The sequence below is a fragment of the Fusobacterium ulcerans ATCC 49185 genome (assembly GCF_900683735.1).
Taxonomy (GTDB): Bacteria; Fusobacteriota; Fusobacteriia; order Fusobacteriales; family Fusobacteriaceae; genus Fusobacterium_A; species Fusobacterium_A ulcerans_A.
Genome location: NZ_LR215979.1, coordinates 1,036,148 through 1,054,650, shown reverse-complemented (window position 1 = coordinate 1,054,650; position 18,503 = coordinate 1,036,148). Strand labels below are relative to the sequence as shown.

Genomic DNA, 18,503 nt, shown 5'->3' with positions numbered 1-18,503 from the left:
AAAATTCATTATTTATAAATTCGATAGATTATTGCCAATATAATAATAAAAAGAGAAATTATTTGTATATGCACTTTCTTACTCTTATATCCAATATAACTACATAATATTACTATTGCTCCTAGAATTAATTTCGGCATATTTTCCCTTTCCCCCTGTTTTTTAATTGGAAAAAATATACTTTATTATTTAAAAAATAATATATTTTATCACTCCTTTTATCCTATCAGACATTTTATTATATCATAATATTTATTGTTTTTATAAAAATTATAAAGGAAAGATTTATTTTTTTCTATTATTTTAATTATTATTTTATTCTTTTCCCTTTAATTTTATATAACTGTGGATTATAAAAAACTAATTTAATCTTTTTTACTGTTAGATTTTTAAATGGTTAGAAGTATTATTCTTTATTCTAAAAATTTCAATATTAAAAAACCTATAAACTTCAGAAATTTTTATTTCTAAAATTACATGGACTCATTTTTTTCTTAAATATTTATCTTCTTTTAATTTTTTTCATATTTTTTACAAAACAAAAGGACTAAATTCTTCTTTAGCCCTTTCCATATCTTTAGTCATTTAACTTTATTATTGGAGAATTATCTCCTCCACTAACTTGTGGAAGTTTTCCATCCCATTTTTCAATAGTTAATTTTCTTAACAGCATTGGTGATAATGATTCTGCCTCTACCTGATTAGCCTTTGCTTGAAGCTCTTTTTCCTTTAACTTGTATTCAGCTAATAAAACTTGATTTTCTGCTTCTACTCTAAATTTTTCTTGTTCAAATCTTGTTCTTTCTACTTCTTGTTCAGCAACCTTTTTAGCCTCAATAGCTCTTTCATATTCCACAGAGAAATCATGATTTGTTATAGAAACATTTGATACTGATAATCCATAAGCATTAAAATCATCTTTCAGATCTTCATATATTATTTTGCTCAATTCCTGTCTTTTTGAAACAAATTCTTCAATTGTGTATTTGCTTATTGAAGCTTGAACTACCTCTTTTGTTCTTGGAATAATAAAACTTGTTTCATGCAGTCCTCTAAATGATCTGTAAAGGTTTTCAGGATCAGAAACTGCACTTTGCACTGTAAGGTCTAAAACTATTGACTGCATATCCTTTGTACTTACTGACATATTATCAAAACTATATATTTTATCCCTTGTTGTTAACATTTCCTTTGTTTGAACTATTGGTATTTTAAAATTCAATCCCTCTTTATCAATTCTTGTAATTTTCCCCCAACTTGAAATAATTGCTACTTCTCCAGTTTTTACTGTATAAAATGATGTAAATACCATAAAAAATACCAATATTATTATAAATCCAGCAATTCCAAATACAATCTGTTTCTTCATTAATTCTCTCCCTTTTTGTACATAGATTAAGTATATCAAGCACTATACATAATTATTACATTTCATTAGTTTTACAAAATCTTTATATATTGAATATACTTTCAAGTTATTATAACAGAAAATTGATAAAGCACCAAATAAATCACTCATTAGAAATTTCATCAACACTTATTGTAGCCTCTTCATTATTAGATTCAGGAACAAACTTTCCATTTTCAAATCTACCTTCTAATAAAATCTGCCCATTTGGATCATACATTTTATATGAACCATTTGGAACATCAAGTTCATAGTACATCTCTATTTTTTTCTTTCCATTATCATAATATTCTTGAGTTAACCCTTCTCTCTTCCCATAACTATAGATAATCTCTCTCAAAAGTTTTTTATTTTGATAATATTCTTTTGCTACACCATTTAAAATCCCATCAGTGTAATATACTTCTATTTGAAGATTGCCAGTATCATTATAGTACTGTCTAGTAATTCCATCTCTTTGTCCATTTTTAAATATTGCATCATCAACTAAGATCCCTTCTTTTGTATAAAGTTGAAATACTCCATTCTGCATACCATTCTTCCAATGCCCTATTTCCTTTATTTTTCCATTTTGATAAGCAACATTAAGCCCATCCAATTGTCCATCTTTATAAGAATAAATTTCAATTCTATCTCCTAAATCAGTTTTAAGTCTTCCAGTAAATGGTTTTTGTTCTTCATTATTCACCATAACTCCATTTACATTACTATAGTTATCATCTAGCTGAGCAGGTAAAAATTTAAAAAGTAAATATCTATTATAATAAACTACAGCAGCTACACATAATAAAATTATGATAAGTATTATAAATATTTTATTTTTTTTCATCTTTCTAAAACCTCACTTTGTCTAAAATTTTAAATTCATATACTTTTTCAACTTCTTTTAAAATACTTTTCTTTGTTGTATTTTGATATATCAAAGAAAAAGCAATAACTATTTTAGATTTTCTATCCATAAGTAAAACTAGAAATAATAATACTTGAAATTAATATTATTCTTTTCATTGATGATATACACCCCTTTAAATTTTATAATTATGTTTTATTCTATCATAACTATTCTTTACATACAACCAATTATGAATGACTTTATGTAAACAATAATTGCCTTTTTGTAATATTTTTTATTTCTCTAGTCTTTAAAACTGAATTTTTTCTTTTCTAACGATATTTTCGATAATAAAAATAACTATCACTAACCATATTTGGCTGTTTATGGCTTATTGGAGTTCTCTTTTCAAATAATTCAAATCCAACTTTCTCTGCCACCCTGCAAGAAGCAATATTTGCACAATCTATAATCAAAATAAGATATGGTAAGTCAGATACAGATATACACCAATCAAATAATGCAGACAACACTTCAGCTGCATATCCTTTTCCCTGATGTTCTTCATCAATGAAATATGCCATTTCCACTTCATTAACTACATCCTCAAGTCCCATTCCAACTATACCAATTAATTTATCATCATTTGGAAGTACAACAGCATAACGTTTGCTTTCATATATATCTGTAGAATTTTTTTGCTTTTGATGCCAATCAATATATTTTTGAAGTACATCTGGAAATGAAGTATTTTCAGACCAATCTTTCATAAATTTAAGAACATTTTTCTGCCATACTATTCTGATTAATTCAGGTATATCTTTTTGTTCCAAGTCACGAATCACAAGCCTTTCAGTTTTAATATACATACCAGTTCTCCTTTATTTTCTGAATATTATTTTATTATATCATAAAATAGCAACTATAAAATAAACTATTTCTAAAATCATTAGAAAGTCAAAAAATAAAAAAAACTGTTAAAAACACAGTCTTTTATCCTCTATATAACTATTCATAATTTTTTTTAGTGTAAGTATACATGGTGCACAGGAAGAGACTTGAACTCTCACTGGAAAACTACCAATAAGGACCTCAACCTTACGCGTCTACCATTCCGCCACCTGTGCACACAAGGATTTTATTTTATCACAAATATAGTATTTTGTAAAGTAATTTCTTATGCCTTTAATACCATAATCCTTCTGTTCTTTTCTTGATTTTCTTTTTCTTAAATATTCTGTCATATTCTCTCAATAATATACCAAAAATAAAAAGTGGAAACAAAAATATTTTTACTGCTGTGTTAATGACAAAAGTATGAGATTTTTTTTCTTTTTTATTATATTCTTTTTTCATAGTTATCCCTCCATCAATCATTTCCACCAAGAAAAAATAGGGCACCTGCTGGCACCCCACAAATTTTTTCAGCAAATTTAAACTATGCTACAGTTACATTAGAAGCAACTGGACCTTTGTTTCCTTCAGTAACTTCAAAAGTTACAGCTTGTCCTTCTTCTAAAGATCTAAATCCTTTTGAATTGATATTAGAATAGTGTACGAAATAATCGTTTCCATCTTCACCAGAAATAAATCCAAACCCTTTGTCTTTGTTAAACCATTTTACAGTTCCTTTTAGCATTTAAAGCACCTCCAAAAATTTTAAGAAAATTAAAACCATTAAGAACAAACAAACCCTAAAATTTTTGAAAAGTGTTAAAAACTTAGTGTTTAATTTATAAATTAAGGTTTTACTACAGCTCTATTTTACCACTAATTAGCATTTTATACAAGCAAATTTTTTTAAAAAAGTTGCCTATTTATGTACTTCTATACAATTCTTAACTCACTTATTTATATTTTTTATTCAAAGCTCTTAAGATAGCAAAACTTTCTAAATCCATTTCCTCACTCAGCATTTTTGGATTAAAATGCGCTTTAAAATTATATACTACCCTCTTACTTTCCTCATCCCACTCATTTGTAGTATTAATTTTATAACCATATTTTCTAAGCTCATCTTTTATTTCAGAGATAGGTGTTACATTAAATAGAGTTTCATTCATGAAAAATATTTTATCACTCTCATCATACCATGCTCCTATATTATACTCTCTATAAAGTCTTTCCCATGGAAATTTTGGACCTGGATCAATTTTTCTCAATGGGGCCACATCTGAATGTCCCACAATAAATTTAGGTTTTATCTGATACTGCTCTGCCAAAACTTTTACCAATGCTGCTACCTTCATTATCTGTGCATCATCAAACTCTACATACTCATCATAAGGTCTGAAAAAGCCATCGTATTTAGGAGCATCTGGAATAGCTTTTATTCCCTTGTTTACTATTTCTATTCCAATTGATGTATCATTGATATTACTTCTTCCAGCAAATTCACTTACTCCAGCATGCCATGCTCTATCTTCATGAGGCACTAAAGCATATGTTGGTTCTTCAGCTTTAGAAGTTATCAAATAATGAGAACTAACATTTGGACCAGTTAAAGCTCTTATTCCTACCTCATCATTAGTTGCTGTATAATGCAAAACTATATATTTTATTCTACTATCCTTCCCCTTAGCCTGATAAGATTTTTCATCTATTTTATAGTTAACACGGCTGCATGAGAAAAAAATTATTGCCAACAGAAATAGCACCAAGCTTTTTTTCTTCATCATTTCTACCTCTCTCTTTTTTAAACTTATATTTTTATTTATCACTGAGTATATTCTACTATGTTTTCTCAAAATATCAAAAGAAATATTTAAAAAATTATAAAAAAAATTTGAAAATATCTGGATTATGTGATATAAATTAGGAACTTGTATTTTTTTAGTTTTATTTTAGGAGGAAATTTATAATGACAAAAAAGGATTTTGCAAAAGCTTTATTTGAAAAAGGGATATTTGTTTCTAAAGCTGAATCAGAAAGAAAAGTTGATGCTATTTTAACAGAGATCGAAGAAGTACTAAAGTCTGGTGATGAATTAAATTTTATCGGATGGGGAAAATTTGAAGTAGTTCAAAAAGCTGAAAGAATGGGAAGAAACCCTAAAACTGGTGAAGAAATCAAAATAGAAGCTAAGAAGACTGTAAAATTCAAAGCTGGAAAAACTTTAACAGACAAAATGAACTAATCTTTGTTTTTAAGAAGCTGGATCAAAATTGACCCAGCTTCTTTTTTATTTTCTCAGTTATTTTAATTTCTATTTTTCTTTCTTTTAAAATGGAGTGAATCACCCCATTCACCATATACTATTTCATCTCCTATAGATTTTACCTTCATATCCATATCATCTCTGCATTTTTCAACACTGTCTTCTATTCCAGGCTTATCATCATAAAGAAGATATTTTTTCTTATGTTCCTTTAGTGTAGCAGTTGGCATAAGTATATTAGCCCCTGCCAGAAGTCCTTTTTCTCTTCCATGAGGGTCTAATCCCTGTAAAGCTGTTGTAGCTGCTATATTTACATCTTTGAGGAATATTCTTGTTATCGCAATCATCTTTAAACCAAGCTCTACTCTTTTCTCCTTAGAAGGTACTATATGCTCCCATTCCTGCCCCAGTGGTGTGTCTTTATGAATTATATATGGTCCCATTCCTATCATATCTATTTTCATATCTCTATAGAAAATAATATCATCTACTAAATCTTCTTCAGTTTGACCTGGAAGTCCAATCATAACTCCTGTTCCTACCTGATACCCTATATCTCTCAAATCCTCTAGACATCTTTTTCTCACTTCAAAGGTATGTTTACCATCTTGAGGATGAAGCTTTTTAAATAGTTCCTCATTTGTACTTTCAATTCTCAAAAGATATCTATGAGCTCCTGCATCAAACCATCTCTTATATGTTTCATAAGATTGTTCTCCTAAAGAAAGTGTGATTCCCAGTTTTCCATTAGAAAGTTTTTTTATCTCTTTTACTATATCTTCTATAAAATCAGTAAATTCTTCATCCTGTCTTTCTCCAGATTGAAGTGCCAGTGAACCATAATTATTCTCATATATCCACTTTACTCCTTTCATTATTTCATCTTTAGACATAGAAAATCTTTCAGCCTTGCAGTTTCCTTTTCTTATTCCACAGTAGTTACAGTTTTTTATACAGATATTACTTATTTCTATAAGTCCTCTGTAATATACTTTTCTTCCTATTTCTTCAGTTTTAATCTCATAGGCTTTTTTATAAAGCATATCCAATTCTTTAGAATCAGATATTTTCATAAGAGTGACTAAATCATCTCTAGTAAATTTTTCTTTCTCTAATATCTCTTTTAATCTCATTTTTTCTCCTATTTTATCATTACTTGTTGTCTTTCTTTTTTCATATTTTTTCGAAAACCTATATGCAAATGTCCTCTTTTAGGATAATATATTAATTGGTCATAACTTAATGAAGATTTCATTATCTTTTGAAATTCTTTTTTTGCTGAACCTTTTTTCAGTATTATATCAACAGCCAGACCACTTTGATGAGCAGAACTATCAGAACCGCCTACTCTCTTATTCACACGGCTGCTCCTGTACCAACTGCTTACTTGAATTGGTCTTCCCAACAGTCTTCTAACTTTATCCAGCCTTACAGCTGTATATCTTATGTTAGCTGCCTGTTGTTTTGAAGGTGTGTTGTCTATCCCATATTTTTTGGCACTGGCACTATCTACTGCCTCTCCCATTGTAAAATATTTAGAGATTTTTTCATCTCTCCTAATCTCTGCTCGGGAAAACATACATCCTGAAAACAATATTGTCAGTAATATAAAAAATGATAATTTTTTCAAAATTTTCCCCCTTAAAAACTTAAACTAATTTATAGAAAGGATGTTCAAACTATGTCAAACAAAACCAAAGCCGTATTTTCCATGCTTATATCCGCCTTAGGATTTACCCTTATGAGTGTTACAGTAAAGTACCTGAGAGATATTCCTTTATTTGAAAAAGTATTTTTTAGAAATCTGGTGAGCCTTGTTATAGCATTCTACCTGATTAAAAAATCTGCTGTTCCTATTTTTGGACAAAAGAAAAGTCAGTTGGCTCTTTTTGCCAGAGCAGGATTCGGACTTGCTGGAGTTATACTTAACTTCTATGCTATAACTCATCTGACTCTTGCAGATTCCACCATGCTTGGAAAGCTCTCTCCAATATTTGTCACTATAATGGCATGTCTTTTCTTAAAAGAAAAAATAGATAAAGAACAGATTATTGGTATATTTATTACATTTGGTGGAGCATTACTAGTTATAAAACCTGAATTCTCTTTAAGTATAATTCCAAGTCTAGCTGGACTGCTGTCAGCTGCCTCTGCAGGAATTGCCTACACACTTCTTAGATACTTAAAGGATAAAGAAAGTCCTGATACTATTGTATTTTATTTTTCTGTTGTATCAGTAGTAGGAACTCTTCCTTTTGTTCTTAATGATTATATTATGCCTAATTCAACTCAGCTTATGCTTTTATTAGCCACTGGGCTCTTTGCTTCTATAGGGCAATTCGGTATAACTTATGCCTACAAATATTCAAAGGCTACAGAAGTATCCATTTATAATTATTCAGCAATTGTTTTTGGTATTATATTAGGATTCATATTCTTCCATGAGATACCTGATATGCTGAGCCTTTTAGGTGGTGCTATAATCATAGGAGTTGCTTACTATACATTCAGGCACAATCAGAAAAAAGCTTAACGTTTCTTATGATTTACAAAACTCACTGCCAGCATTGTTTTAGCATCTGAGAGATTTGTTATATTAATATCTTTCAAAGATATTCTTTCAACTTCTAAAAACTCATCATCATCTAGGTGTTGGTGAGTTTTTTTTAATTCTTCAGCATAGTAAATATAAAATTTACCATCTGTCATTCCTGGACTGTTATAAAATTCACACATTTTTTCTATTTTGCCAGCCTTGTATCCTGTTTCCTCTTCAAGTTCTCTCAATGCAGCTTCTTGAGGATCTTCTCCCTCTTCCACCAATCCAGCAGGTATTTCCATAGTTACCTTTTTTACTGCTGGCCTGTACTGCTTTACCATAAGTATTGTATTATCATCAAAGGAAGCAACTATTCCTACTGCCTCTTTTTTTCCAGTAAATGTCCAGTCTACTATTTTTTCATTAGGAAGCTGTAATTTTTCACTATAAACTGTAATATGATTATTTTTAAAAACTTCTTTTCTTTCTAAATGTTTGTATTTCTCTACCATTTATTCCCCCAGTATCTCCTTAGTTTTATATAAAATTATTCCACACGCCATGGCTACATTCAAAGATTCTGCTATCCCATAAATTGGTATTATTATTTTTTCATCACATATTTTTAAAAAATTCTGAGATACCCCATCTCCTTCACTTCCAAATACTATTGCATTTTTCTCTGTAAGCTTCATTTCAGTATAAGATACAGAATCTTTATCCAATGCTGTAACCTCCATTTTATAGTTTTCTCTTTTGAGAAAAGTTATAAGCTCCTCTTCTTCCATGTAAAGTATATTCATATTGAGAATAGAACCCATACTGCTTCTCACAACTTTCTCATTGTAACAGTCTACACTTCCCTTTGTGAGAATTATATCTTTAAATCCAGCTGCATCAGCTACTCTTATAATAGTTCCCAGATTTCCTGGATCTCCTATTTTATCAAGAACTACTATATTCTTCTGTAATTTAATCAGTGAGCCCTTAATATATGGATATACAACTATTACACCTTGTGAATTTTCTTGTGAAGTGAGCTGTGCAAAAACTCTTTCAGAAACAATTATCTTCCTGCATTGAAACTTTTCTAATTTTTCTTCTATTTCTCTAGTTATCCCATAATTTTCTCTAAAAACTATTATCTCAGGTTCAAAAGTAAAATCAAGAAATTTTCTTCCTTCAGCTATAAAAAGCTGTTCCTCTTCTCTATATTTTTTTATTTTAAGTTTCTTTATTTTTTTTATTGTATTATTTTCTAGACTGTTAACGTAGTCCACTGTTCCTCCTAAAACTTTTTTGATTATTTTTAAATTTTCCTACAGTAATTATATCATAATTTATCAAAAATTAGGATTTTAATTTATACTCTCCTCCCTTCTTAATATTTACTTTAAGGAAAATATGAGCTATAATTAATTGTACAAATATTGTATTACACTAAGGAGGAAGTTTGTATGCTTTTATTAAATTTTATAAAATTAATTTCATCTTTTCATTCCAAAAAACTTCCCAATCCAAATATTATTACAAAACTTGGTATACTTGGTATTCGGATAGCTCAGGAATATTCTTCAAGATTTGATGTCATAGATATAGAAAAATGTATTTATCTATCTAAATTTCAAACCTCTGATACAGAAAAAGAAGATAGGCACCTTCTGACTCTGCTGCCTAAAAAAAGTCCTCTGTTGTCACAAATGGAGTATTATGATAATGATTCCTACTCTTACTCAGACATAAACTATCTTTTTAAAGGCTGTCTGAAAAACGGTATTGAAATCACTATAAAAGCTGTTAATGAAAATGCTAAAAAGAATTTTACTAAAAAAGTAGCTTCATTGGAAAAAGAATTAAAATTTCTCTCTTGGTTCTATCCTAGATTCAACAAAAAATATAAGACAGTTGAGATAATTGAAAATTTAAAAAAAGTAACTGAACAAAAACTTAATCTTAACAATGAGATAAGAAGTACAGAACTTTTAAAAGACTATCTCAATCAATACAGTGGTTACAAAGGTTTTGCCAGATTAAAATTTCCTTCTATATATGCTTATCTTACATCTGATATCATGTTAGTAAGCAAATATACATATGGAACATATTTTTATCAGATGCTTGAAAATAGAAGGCTCAGCTATAAAGATGTACTGGAAGTAATAAGAATACAGCTTTTCTTTATTTTGAAAATAGGTACTTTTCACAGCAATCTTCATATGGGAAATATTATTCTTGGAAGTGACGGCTTTATATATTTTCAAGACTGCAATGTTCTTTCTTCAATAAATGATGATACAAGAATAAACCTATTTAAAATTCTTTCAGCTATTTCTAAATATGATTATTCTGAAATACCAGATATTTTAAATAATATGTCAAAAGTGAAAATTCAGCCTGAAAAAATGAATATACTCTCTGTAGAAATCAATAATATATTTAAAAACTCAAAAGGAAGCTATCTGCAAAAAGACAGCATATGCAAAAATATAATGTGTTCCTTCAAAGCAGGAATAAAATATGGAATGACTTTTAGCGATGAAATATATCCAGTTGTTAAATCTTTTATTTATCTGGAAAATATGGCACTTAAAGTCAAGCCAAAAACATATTTTGCCGAGGATATTTCAAGGATTTTAACCGAAATTTCTCTCTACCAATAATACGAATTTAATTGACTTAATCTTTATTCTATATTAAAATATTAAAAGATTATGAACTTAGGAGGATTGATAAATGAAAAAAATACTATTACTATTAACTTTGGCTTTCACTTTGATTTCTTGTGGAAAGAGCGGTAAAGATGAAAATACACTATACCTCTACGGATGGGCTGATTATATTCCAAAAGAAACTTATCAGGCATTTGAAAAGGAAACTGGTATAAAAGTCATTGAAGATATCTATTCTTCTAATGAAGAAATGTTTACAAAATTAAAAGCAGGTGGAGCTGGATATGATATCGTACTTCCTTCAGCTGACTATACTGAGATTATGATGAAAGAAAAAATGATAGACAAACTTGATAAAAGTAAATTATCTACATTGAAAAATATAGACCCTTTGGTACTTGAAAAGCTTCAATATTTTGATAAAAACAATGACTATGGTGTTCCTTATGTAATGGGAGCTACTGTTATTGCAGTTAATAAAGACTATGTAAAAGATTATCCAAGAGATTATTCAATCTACAATAGAAGCGATTTAAAAGGAAGAATGACTCTTTTAGATGATATGAGAGAAGTTATGACATCAGCTCTTGCTATGAATGGGAAAGATCAGACTACATCTAATGAAAAAGATATAGCTGATGCTGCTGAAATGGTAAAAGGATGGAAAAGAAATATAGCTAAATTCGATTCTGAATCTTTTGGAAAAGGTTTTGCAAGTGGTGATTTCTGGGTAGTACAAGGATATCCTGATAATATTTTTAGAGAACTTGATGCAAATGAAAGAAAAAAAGTTGATTTCATTATTCCTGAAAAAGGTGGAACTGCATATATAGATTCATTTGTTATTCTTAGCAATGCACCTCATAAAGAAAATGCTTACAAATTTATTGAATTTATACACAGACCAGAAGTATATGCTCAATTGGCAGATATACTGGAAACACCTTCTATCAATATTCCAGCTAGAGAATTAATGGAAGTAGAACCTCTATTCCAGATAGAAGATTTAAAAAATACTCAGGTATTGAGAGATATTCACAATACTCTTGACCTGCAGAATAAATACTGGCAAGAAATATTGATTGCTGATTAACAAATACCTTTGGAGGCACAAATGAAATTTTCTATAAAAAGAGAGGAATTGATTTCAATACTTTCTGAATATACAAATATATTAAAGGAAAATCCTATTAAACCTATTGTTTCAGGGCTGCAGATAAAAGCTGAAAACAATCTTATTACTTTTGTAGGAACTAATCTAGAAGTAGATCATATAAGAAAAGCTGAAGCTGAAGTTAAAGAAGAGGGAAATGTAGTTTTAAAACCATTTCTTCTACTTGAATATATAAAATTACTTGATGAAGAATATATTGAATTTATCTTAAGCAATGGATTTATTACAGTACATCAGGCAGAATTTTCAATACTTGAAGAGGGAACTTTCCCTATAATTACAGAAACTACACCTATAAAGCTTCTTACTATAACAGGAGGAGAACTTGTAAAACTCCTTGAAAAATCTAAGTTTGCAGCTTCTCTAACAAATGATAATCTTCAAATAAACTGTGTTAGAGCAATTTTCAAATTAAATGAAATCAATCTTGTATCTACAGATTCTTACAGACTCTTATATTTTAAAGCTGAAAAAAATTGTCATGTAGAAAAAGAGATATCAATTCCAATGGACAGTATAAATGTTATCTGTAAACTTTTAAAAGATTCAGAAGAAGAAGTAACTATTGGTTTCAGTGGAGAAAATGTTATTCTTGCTTGGAAAAATGCTTATTTTTCAAGCAAGACTATTGCTTTGCCTTTCCCAGATTTTAAAGGTATTCTTGCTAACAACTCTTTTACTAAAGTCATGGAATTTAATAGAGATGAATTAAAAAGTGCTTTAAAAAGAGTCATCACTGTAGCTAAAACAAGTGTAGATGCTAAATTTGGAGCTATATTTGATTTTAAAGGTAAAACTCTTTTAATCAATGCTTTTTCTGGAAAGGCTAAAATTAATCAAAAAGTTAATATGATAAAAGAGGGAGAAGATTTCAAATCTTCATTAAACTGTAAATTTCTTGCTGAATATATAGATAATATTTCAGATAATCCAGTTATTAAAGGAAGCAATGCTTCTTCTATGTTTGAAATAACTGAAACAGGAAAAGAGGATTACAGATATATCTTAATGCCATTGGCACTTAGAGATTAATGCTCTGAAAAATAAGATATTTTTGTAAATATAGTTGCATCAGCCAAGTATTTAAAGACTAATAAAAAATAAAAGGGAAGATTAATTTCTTCTCTTTTTTATTTTACTTATTCCTCATATTATTCTAAAAACCTTTTTTAATTTTATAAAAATAAGTATTTTTAAGCCAGTTAAATTTCATAATATAATTTTTTATTTTTTATTATTTTTATGACGATTTTTTAAAATTCTGTTATATTTAATTACTCTAGTAATAAAAAAATATTCTATCAGCAAAGTTCCACAAACTAAAATTAATATACCTGGAATAAAAATTTCAACTCCTGTAGATAAGTCCCTTATTAAAAGTTGAGCAAATTTTCCCAATACTACTAAACCTAATAAGGATAAAATAACCCAAACAGCTAAATTATAAACAACAATCAATTCCTTCATAGTTATTCCCCCACTAATATTTTTATATCTAAATTATAAAATAATTTTAACATAATATTAGCTTTACATACTACCAAGTAAATTTTTCATTATGGCAACCTTTTATTGCTTTTAGCTGCTTCTTACGATTTTACCATTCTTTCATAAAATTTTTTAAAGTATTGAAGCAACAGATTAATTTCTTCTCTTTTCAAATTCTTCCAGTAAATTTATATAAATATATCATTACCATTGCTACTACATAAATTTACTATTTAGTTTTTAATAAAATTATAAATATCCAATTTAATTCTTCATTACATTTTTATTTTTTTAAAATTTTTTACATTATATTTTAAAAGAGTATTTTTTATTTAGAAAGAAAAAAATAAATTTTTTAAGAATAGTGATATATCTATGAAAAAATCTTTCTTCAAAAAATATATAGTTGATTTCTTTCAATATTTCTACAATATTTTTCAAAAAATATTTTTTCTTTCAAAATAAGTTAACATCATTAATTTGTTTTATGATATAATTAACTATAAAAATTATCAAGGGGGATTTTATGAAAAAAATTATTTCAATTTTAATTGGAGCAGTATTGATTTTTACAATTATAGGTTGTGGCAACAAAAAAGCTATGACAGCTGGAGATTTTGAAAACAAGATGGGAAAAAATGGGTATGAAGTAATAAACATTACATCTCAATATCCTTCAAAGGCTATTAAAGATGTTTTAATTGCAGGAAAAGATGGTTACCAGATTGAATTTTTCATTGTTGAAAATGTAGATGTTGCAGTTAGTTCTTACAATCTTAATAAAGAAACTTTTGAAAAATCAAAGGGAAATAAGAGTGTTCAAACTCAAAAAACTGTTGGGAACACTTCAAGATTTACATTGAAAACTAACTCAAAATACAAAGTTATTTCTAGAGTGGAAAATACATTTATTTTTATTAATGCTCCTCAGGAAAAAAGTGAAGAGATTGATACAGTACTAAAAGAATTAAATTATTAGATTCTAAAACAAAAGGAGAATGATTTGGTCATTCTCCTTTATTTTATCCATATATTCTTTTACCAAATTCATATGCCCTTAAGAGATGTCCTGTTTCTTTAATCTTAGGCTTACCATTAGTATTTCCACATCCTCCTGCCAACACCATTCCCTTATCTTTAAATCCTATATAATTGACTAAAGTAAACTGATAATAAGAAGTTACCTGTTCAAATGTCCAGAAGAAATTATCTGCTGAAGTCATAAGCAGTGCACAGTCTTTTACAGGATATTTTTCATATCTTCCTAATGAAGGATTAGAATCCTCTTCTGCAATACAATAAAAACGTTCAATAAAAGCTTTTATTTTTGCTGAAATTGTCCAGAAAAAAAGTGGAGAAGCAAAAACCAGTAAGTCACAACTTTTTATATCAGGAATCAGCTCATTGAAATCATCTTTCTGTATGCATGGTTTCCCATAACGGCAGGCATTACATCCTATACAGCCATTTATTGTTTTATTTCCTAAAAAAACTTTTTTCACATGATGTCCAGCTTCTTCAGCACCCTTTATAAAAGAATCTGCTAATTGTTCAGTATTTCCATTTTTTCTTCCACTTCCAACAACTACTAATATATTTTTCATAAACCTCTCCCTTGTCAAAACTTTAAATGTCTACTTTTTATCCCATGCAAGAGCTTTTTTCTCTAAATTTTTTACAAAGGAATCTTTTCCATCACAATAGCCTTCTATATCTTTTGGAAACTTTTGTGCTAATTCATACTTCAGCTCTCCATATGCTTCTGCATCTTCTGGATGTTCTCTCAGATAATCTCTTACTGCAAGATGCCTTTCAATATTTTCTCTATCAGCAATTTGAAATATATGAATATGATGAGTTCTTTTTTCTTTTCCTTTTTTAAAAAATCTTCTTTTTGGTATTCCAAATTCACCCATTGGCTCATAGCCTAATTCAATAAACTCACTATTATACTGATCTATACTATTTATATCTTTTACCACTGGCATTATATCTATTATTGGCTTTGCTTTTAACCCTTTTACAGAAGTGCTTCCTATATGATATATTTTGATAAGCTCACCTTGAAGTATTTTTTTTATTTTTTCAGCTTCCTCAAGATACAAACAAGCCCATTCTGGATTGTGCTCTTTTACTTCAACTATCATATTTACTCCTTCTATTTTCATAATTTAAATTCTATAAATTCTGTGATTATTTCAAATTTATTCAGCATCTCTCTATCTTCTAAAAGTTTTTCTATTAAATATTTATAATTTTCTATCTGGTCTTCATCAGTTTCTCCAGTTTTATAGTCAACTATATATACTGTTCCTTTAGTATCTTCATCTGGCATTTTTATCATAAGTCTATCTATTCTGTATGTCTTGTCTTCTGTAAATACTTCATATTCAGGAAATATAAAATCCCATTTATTGGAAAAAATCTCTCTATTTTTATTCAAAATATATTCTATATTTTCATCTGACAAAAGTTCCTTTATAGCCTTTTCTCCTATGACAGAAGCAAATTTTGAAAAAGTAAGTTCCTTTGAGAGAGTCACCTCTTCATCAGTTCCATTTATAATATTTTCTAAGAAAAAATGTACTGTTGTTCCCCTTACTCTTTTTATCTCATTTCCAAGAGCATGAGAATAAATTTTTTCTCTTTCTTTTTCCATACTTTCTTCTGCATCAGGATATTCAGCTTCTGGTGTTGATAAATCAAGTACAAACTCCCTTTTCTTTTCCTTAATTGCATTCTTTTCAATTTTGCTAGGTATGATATCACTGTCTTCTATCTTGTCTTCACTGATAAAGAGTGCCTCAGAAAAAAGATTTTCTTTATCATTTTCAACTGCTATATATAAATTATTTTTAGGCCTCGTAAGGGCTACATACAGGTTATTTATCTCTTCATGCTTCTCTTTGATTTCTATATCAGCCAGATAGTCATACTCTCTTCCTAGAGATTTTATAACTTTTTTGAATTTGTCATGAGTAATCAGAAAACTTTCAGGCTCATTGTACTCTTTATCCATTTTCAGAAAGAATCTCATATTCCCTCTTGAGCTCCCTCTTGATGAAGGATTATAATAATAAAACAAAGTATCAAATTCTAACCCTTTAGATTTATGTATTGTCATAACATTGACACTGTTATCATCTTCCAATACCATTTTTTTAAATTTATCACTATTTCTTTTATCTTCAAATTCAACTATAAATTCCTCAAAATATTTATAGCTCTTTATTATTTTATAAAAAGAATAAATATTTGAAATATCACTTTTACTATTAAGTTTTCCACCTATTCCTACTTTTTTCAAAATATCATAAGTAAGAAAAATTGTTTCTCCATTGTTCTCCAGATATTCTTTTCTAATATCTCTCACTATTTCCAATACTTCAAGATCGACACCGTCTAATAGAATTTCTGCCTCTTCCATATTGAGATATTTTTCTACATCTTCTCTATTTTTTATCAAATATTTAAGAGCTTTTACCCTTATATTTATCAAATCCGATCTAAAAAAATCTAAAAGTGCTAGATAATCATTTTTTACAAGATAATTTATCAAAGAAAAAAGTCCATTTATTCCTCTGTAATCTACTATATTGGAATTTGAGTCTATAACATATGGAATATCTGCTTCTGATAATTTTTCTGCTATCATATCCAGCTCTTTATTAGTTCTTCCTAATATTCCTATTCCTCTATAATTTCCATTGAAATCATCTTTTATTCTTTTTATTATCTGATCTATTACTGTAGCTTCTTCCTCTGATTTTTTTCTCAATACTTCTATATGGCCTGATACATCTTCTGACTTTGAATTTACCTCATAGAAATTCCATGGTTCTTCTCCAAATTCTTCCCTATCTGACATTTTAGAAATATTTGAGAATATCATATTTGTAAAGCTCACTATATTTTTTTCACTTCTAAAGCAGGTAAAAAGTTTCTCCTCTTTTCCATCTATTATTTTTTCAAGATTTTCAAAAAGTTTTTTCTCTCCTCCACGCCAGCCGTAGATACTCTGCTTTTCATCTCCAACACATATTACATTGTTTGTCTGATCAATTATATCTTTTAGTATTTTCCATTGAAGTATACTTGTATCTTGAAACTCATCTATGAATATAGTATCAATTTTTCCATCTAATATTTCAAAAAATTCATCTGTCACTCCATTTTCATTTATAAAATTCAATTCCTTATCTCTGATATATTTAAAAGTGTAGCTGCTGATATCAGAATGGGTAAATCTTTTCTCTCTGAATTTTATATCATCATAAACCTCATATATTCTATTTAAAATATACAGAAGCTTTTCCTCATAAGGAATGATGCTGTTATTGTACATAGTCTTAGCTAGGTTGTCTCTCAGCTCTCCATAGATATATTTCATATCTTCCAGCTCAGAATCTATATCACCTTTTTTAGATTTTACTTTTACTCCATTCCATACTTCTTTTTCCAGAATATCTCCATTTTTTTCAAGTATAAAGCTCTCTTTTTCATCTTCATTCTTACATAAGAGATATTTTTTCAGTGAAGTTTTAAAAAGCTCCTCCAAAGATTTATCCTTTATTTTAGATACCCTCTCTAATATCTCAGTTATTCTGTCCATATATTTCCAGTTGCTTTCTGCTGACAGTCCATTTCTTTTCTCTTTCAGCTTTTCTCCCAGCACAATAACTTTCCATCTTTCATTTAACAGATTTTTTATAAGGGTAAGATAATTTTCCATATCTTTTTCTGAATTATCCTCCAGAAAACCTTTAAAAGCTCTGAAATCATCTTTATTATCAAATATCTTCTGAAATGTTTTTATAAGGATTTTTCTATTTTCATCATCATCAATTATCTCATATGAATATATTTTTAAATATGGAGCTATCGCCTTTTTAAATATCAGATTGGTAAAGGCGTCAATAGTATATACTTTTAATTTATCTCTATTTTGAATCAGATCTCTATATATAGAAGATATTTTTTCATGGTTAAATTCCATATCTGGATATATCTTCTTCAAATTTTCTTTTATACTTTCTCCATCTTTTGTATTTTCTTCCAGTTCTTTAAGAAATTTAAGTATCCTTTCTTTTATTTCAGCAGTGGCCTTTTTAGTAAAAGTCATTACAAGTATATCTTTAAAATCTATACCTCTGCATAATGCCCCTACATATTCCAGAGAGAGACGATAAGTTTTTCCTGTTCCAGCACTTGCTTTCAAAACCAGTCTGTTTTTCAC

The 18,503-nt window shown here is 28.4% G+C and carries 21 protein-coding genes and 1 tRNA gene; 6 read left to right on the top strand and 16 right to left on the bottom strand.

Annotated features, from left to right (window positions below; all coding sequences use genetic code 11):
• Positions 1 to 577: 577 nt before the first annotated feature.
• From E0E45_RS04765 to E0E45_RS04740, 8 genes are all read right to left on the bottom strand, one after another.
• The gene (locus tag E0E45_RS04765) at positions 578 to 1,369 is read right to left on the bottom strand and encodes a prohibitin family protein (RefSeq protein WP_130890114.1); all 792 of its coding nucleotides are present in this window, start codon (positions 1,367 to 1,369) and stop codon (positions 578 to 580) included.
• Positions 1,370 to 1,511: 142 nt separating this feature from the next.
• Positions 1,512 to 2,237, bottom strand: coding sequence for a toxin-antitoxin system YwqK family antitoxin (locus E0E45_RS04760; RefSeq protein ID WP_130890113.1), 726 nt, complete (start codon positions 2,235 to 2,237; stop codon positions 1,512 to 1,514).
• A 4-nt stretch (positions 2,238 to 2,241) separates the two neighbouring features.
• Positions 2,242 to 2,367: a hypothetical protein gene (locus tag E0E45_RS18010; RefSeq protein ID WP_269472031.1), complete on the bottom strand. Its 126-nt coding sequence runs from the start codon at positions 2,365 to 2,367 to the stop codon at positions 2,242 to 2,244.
• 205 nt (positions 2,368 to 2,572) lie between these two features.
• Positions 2,573 to 3,109 carry a GNAT family N-acetyltransferase gene (locus E0E45_RS04755; RefSeq protein ID WP_130890112.1) on the bottom strand — a complete coding sequence of 179 codons (537 nt, stop codon included), beginning with the start codon at positions 3,107 to 3,109 and terminating at the stop codon, positions 2,573 to 2,575.
• 171 nt (positions 3,110 to 3,280) lie between these two features.
• A tRNA-Leu gene (locus tag E0E45_RS04750) sits at positions 3,281 to 3,367 on the bottom strand.
• Between the two features lie 58 nt (positions 3,368 to 3,425).
• Entirely contained in the window at positions 3,426 to 3,596 is a 171-nt protein-coding gene (locus E0E45_RS17580; RefSeq protein WP_172604145.1) for a hypothetical protein, read from the bottom strand.
• Positions 3,597 to 3,678: 82 nt separating this feature from the next.
• On the bottom strand, positions 3,679 to 3,879 hold the full coding sequence (locus tag E0E45_RS04745; RefSeq protein WP_005976955.1) for a cold-shock protein: 201 nt from the start codon (positions 3,877 to 3,879) through the stop codon (positions 3,679 to 3,681).
• A gap of 208 nt (positions 3,880 to 4,087) precedes the next feature.
• Positions 4,088 to 4,915, bottom strand: coding sequence for an N-acetylmuramoyl-L-alanine amidase (locus E0E45_RS04740; RefSeq protein ID WP_130892322.1), 828 nt, complete (start codon positions 4,913 to 4,915; stop codon positions 4,088 to 4,090).
• Positions 4,916 to 5,100: 185 nt separating this feature from the next.
• Here E0E45_RS04740 and E0E45_RS04735 point away from each other — a divergent pair, with 185 nt between their 5' ends.
• Positions 5,101 to 5,376 (top strand): HU family DNA-binding protein, encoded by a 276-nt coding sequence (locus E0E45_RS04735; RefSeq protein WP_005976950.1) that lies wholly within the window; start codon positions 5,101 to 5,103, stop codon positions 5,374 to 5,376.
• A 62-nt stretch (positions 5,377 to 5,438) separates the two neighbouring features.
• On the opposite strand, the gene hydE is transcribed toward E0E45_RS04735, so the two are convergent.
• Both hydE and E0E45_RS04725 read right to left on the bottom strand, forming a co-directional pair.
• On the bottom strand, positions 5,439 to 6,530 hold the full coding sequence (hydE, locus tag E0E45_RS04730; RefSeq protein ID WP_130890111.1) for a [FeFe] hydrogenase H-cluster radical SAM maturase HydE: 1,092 nt from the start codon (positions 6,528 to 6,530) through the stop codon (positions 5,439 to 5,441).
• 8 nt (positions 6,531 to 6,538) lie between these two features.
• Positions 6,539 to 7,027, bottom strand: a complete 489-nt coding sequence (locus E0E45_RS04725; RefSeq protein ID WP_130890110.1) for a D-Ala-D-Ala carboxypeptidase family metallohydrolase — start codon at positions 7,025 to 7,027, stop codon at positions 6,539 to 6,541.
• Between the two features lie 27 nt (positions 7,028 to 7,054).
• Between E0E45_RS04725 and E0E45_RS04720 the strand changes: the two genes are divergently transcribed.
• The gene (locus E0E45_RS04720) at positions 7,055 to 7,930 is read left to right on the top strand and encodes a DMT family transporter (RefSeq protein WP_269472044.1); all 876 of its coding nucleotides are present in this window, start codon (positions 7,055 to 7,057) and stop codon (positions 7,928 to 7,930) included.
• Here the strand turns inward: E0E45_RS04720 and E0E45_RS04715 are convergent.
• Together E0E45_RS04715 and E0E45_RS04710 are read right to left on the bottom strand one after the other, a co-directional pair.
• Positions 7,927 to 8,448 carry an NUDIX hydrolase gene (locus E0E45_RS04715; RefSeq protein WP_130890108.1) on the bottom strand — a complete coding sequence of 174 codons (522 nt, stop codon included), beginning with the start codon at positions 8,446 to 8,448 and terminating at the stop codon, positions 7,927 to 7,929. The genes E0E45_RS04720 and E0E45_RS04715 overlap by 4 nt on opposite strands.
• The gene (locus tag E0E45_RS04710; protein WP_130890107.1) at positions 8,449 to 9,216 is read right to left on the bottom strand and encodes a TrmH family RNA methyltransferase; all 768 of its coding nucleotides are present in this window, start codon (positions 9,214 to 9,216) and stop codon (positions 8,449 to 8,451) included.
• Positions 9,217 to 9,393: 177 nt separating this feature from the next.
• Here E0E45_RS04710 and E0E45_RS04705 point away from each other — a divergent pair, with 177 nt between their 5' ends.
• The 3 genes from E0E45_RS04705 (at position 9,394) to dnaN (ending at position 12,811) form a co-directional block, all read left to right on the top strand.
• On the top strand, positions 9,394 to 10,596 hold the full coding sequence (locus tag E0E45_RS04705) for an AarF/UbiB family protein (protein ID WP_130890106.1): 1,203 nt from the start codon (positions 9,394 to 9,396) through the stop codon (positions 10,594 to 10,596).
• A gap of 73 nt (positions 10,597 to 10,669) precedes the next feature.
• A complete protein-coding gene (locus E0E45_RS04700; protein ID WP_130890105.1) occupies positions 10,670 to 11,698 on the top strand; it encodes an extracellular solute-binding protein in 1,029 nt (342 codons plus the stop codon).
• Positions 11,699 to 11,719: 21 nt separating this feature from the next.
• Complete coding sequence (gene dnaN, locus E0E45_RS04695; protein WP_130890104.1) at positions 11,720 to 12,811, top strand: DNA polymerase III subunit beta; 1,092 nt, start codon at positions 11,720 to 11,722, stop codon at positions 12,809 to 12,811.
• Positions 12,812 to 13,003: 192 nt separating this feature from the next.
• Here the strand turns inward: dnaN and E0E45_RS04690 are convergent, their stop codons facing one another.
• The gene (locus tag E0E45_RS04690) at positions 13,004 to 13,246 is read right to left on the bottom strand and encodes a hypothetical protein (protein WP_130890103.1); all 243 of its coding nucleotides are present in this window, start codon (positions 13,244 to 13,246) and stop codon (positions 13,004 to 13,006) included.
• A gap of 547 nt (positions 13,247 to 13,793) precedes the next feature.
• On the opposite strand from E0E45_RS04690, the gene E0E45_RS04685 reads away from it, so the two are divergent.
• Positions 13,794 to 14,246: a hypothetical protein gene (locus tag E0E45_RS04685; RefSeq protein WP_130890102.1), complete on the top strand. Its 453-nt coding sequence runs from the start codon at positions 13,794 to 13,796 to the stop codon at positions 14,244 to 14,246.
• Between the two features lie 43 nt (positions 14,247 to 14,289).
• Here the strand turns inward: E0E45_RS04685 and E0E45_RS04680 are convergent, their stop codons facing one another.
• Genes E0E45_RS04680 through E0E45_RS04670 form a run of 3 tightly spaced genes read right to left on the bottom strand, consistent with a single transcriptional unit; the run spans position 14,290 to position 18,503 of the window.
• On the bottom strand, positions 14,290 to 14,871 hold the full coding sequence (locus E0E45_RS04680; RefSeq protein WP_130890101.1) for a flavodoxin family protein: 582 nt from the start codon (positions 14,869 to 14,871) through the stop codon (positions 14,290 to 14,292).
• Between the two features lie 30 nt (positions 14,872 to 14,901).
• Positions 14,902 to 15,435 (bottom strand): GrpB family protein, encoded by a 534-nt coding sequence (locus tag E0E45_RS04675; protein ID WP_232044057.1) that lies wholly within the window; start codon positions 15,433 to 15,435, stop codon positions 14,902 to 14,904.
• Positions 15,432 to 18,503 carry a UvrD-helicase domain-containing protein gene (locus E0E45_RS04670; RefSeq protein ID WP_130890099.1) on the bottom strand — a complete coding sequence of 1,024 codons (3,072 nt, stop codon included), beginning with the start codon at positions 18,501 to 18,503 and terminating at the stop codon, positions 15,432 to 15,434. The genes E0E45_RS04675 and E0E45_RS04670 overlap by 4 nt, the downstream gene beginning before the upstream one ends.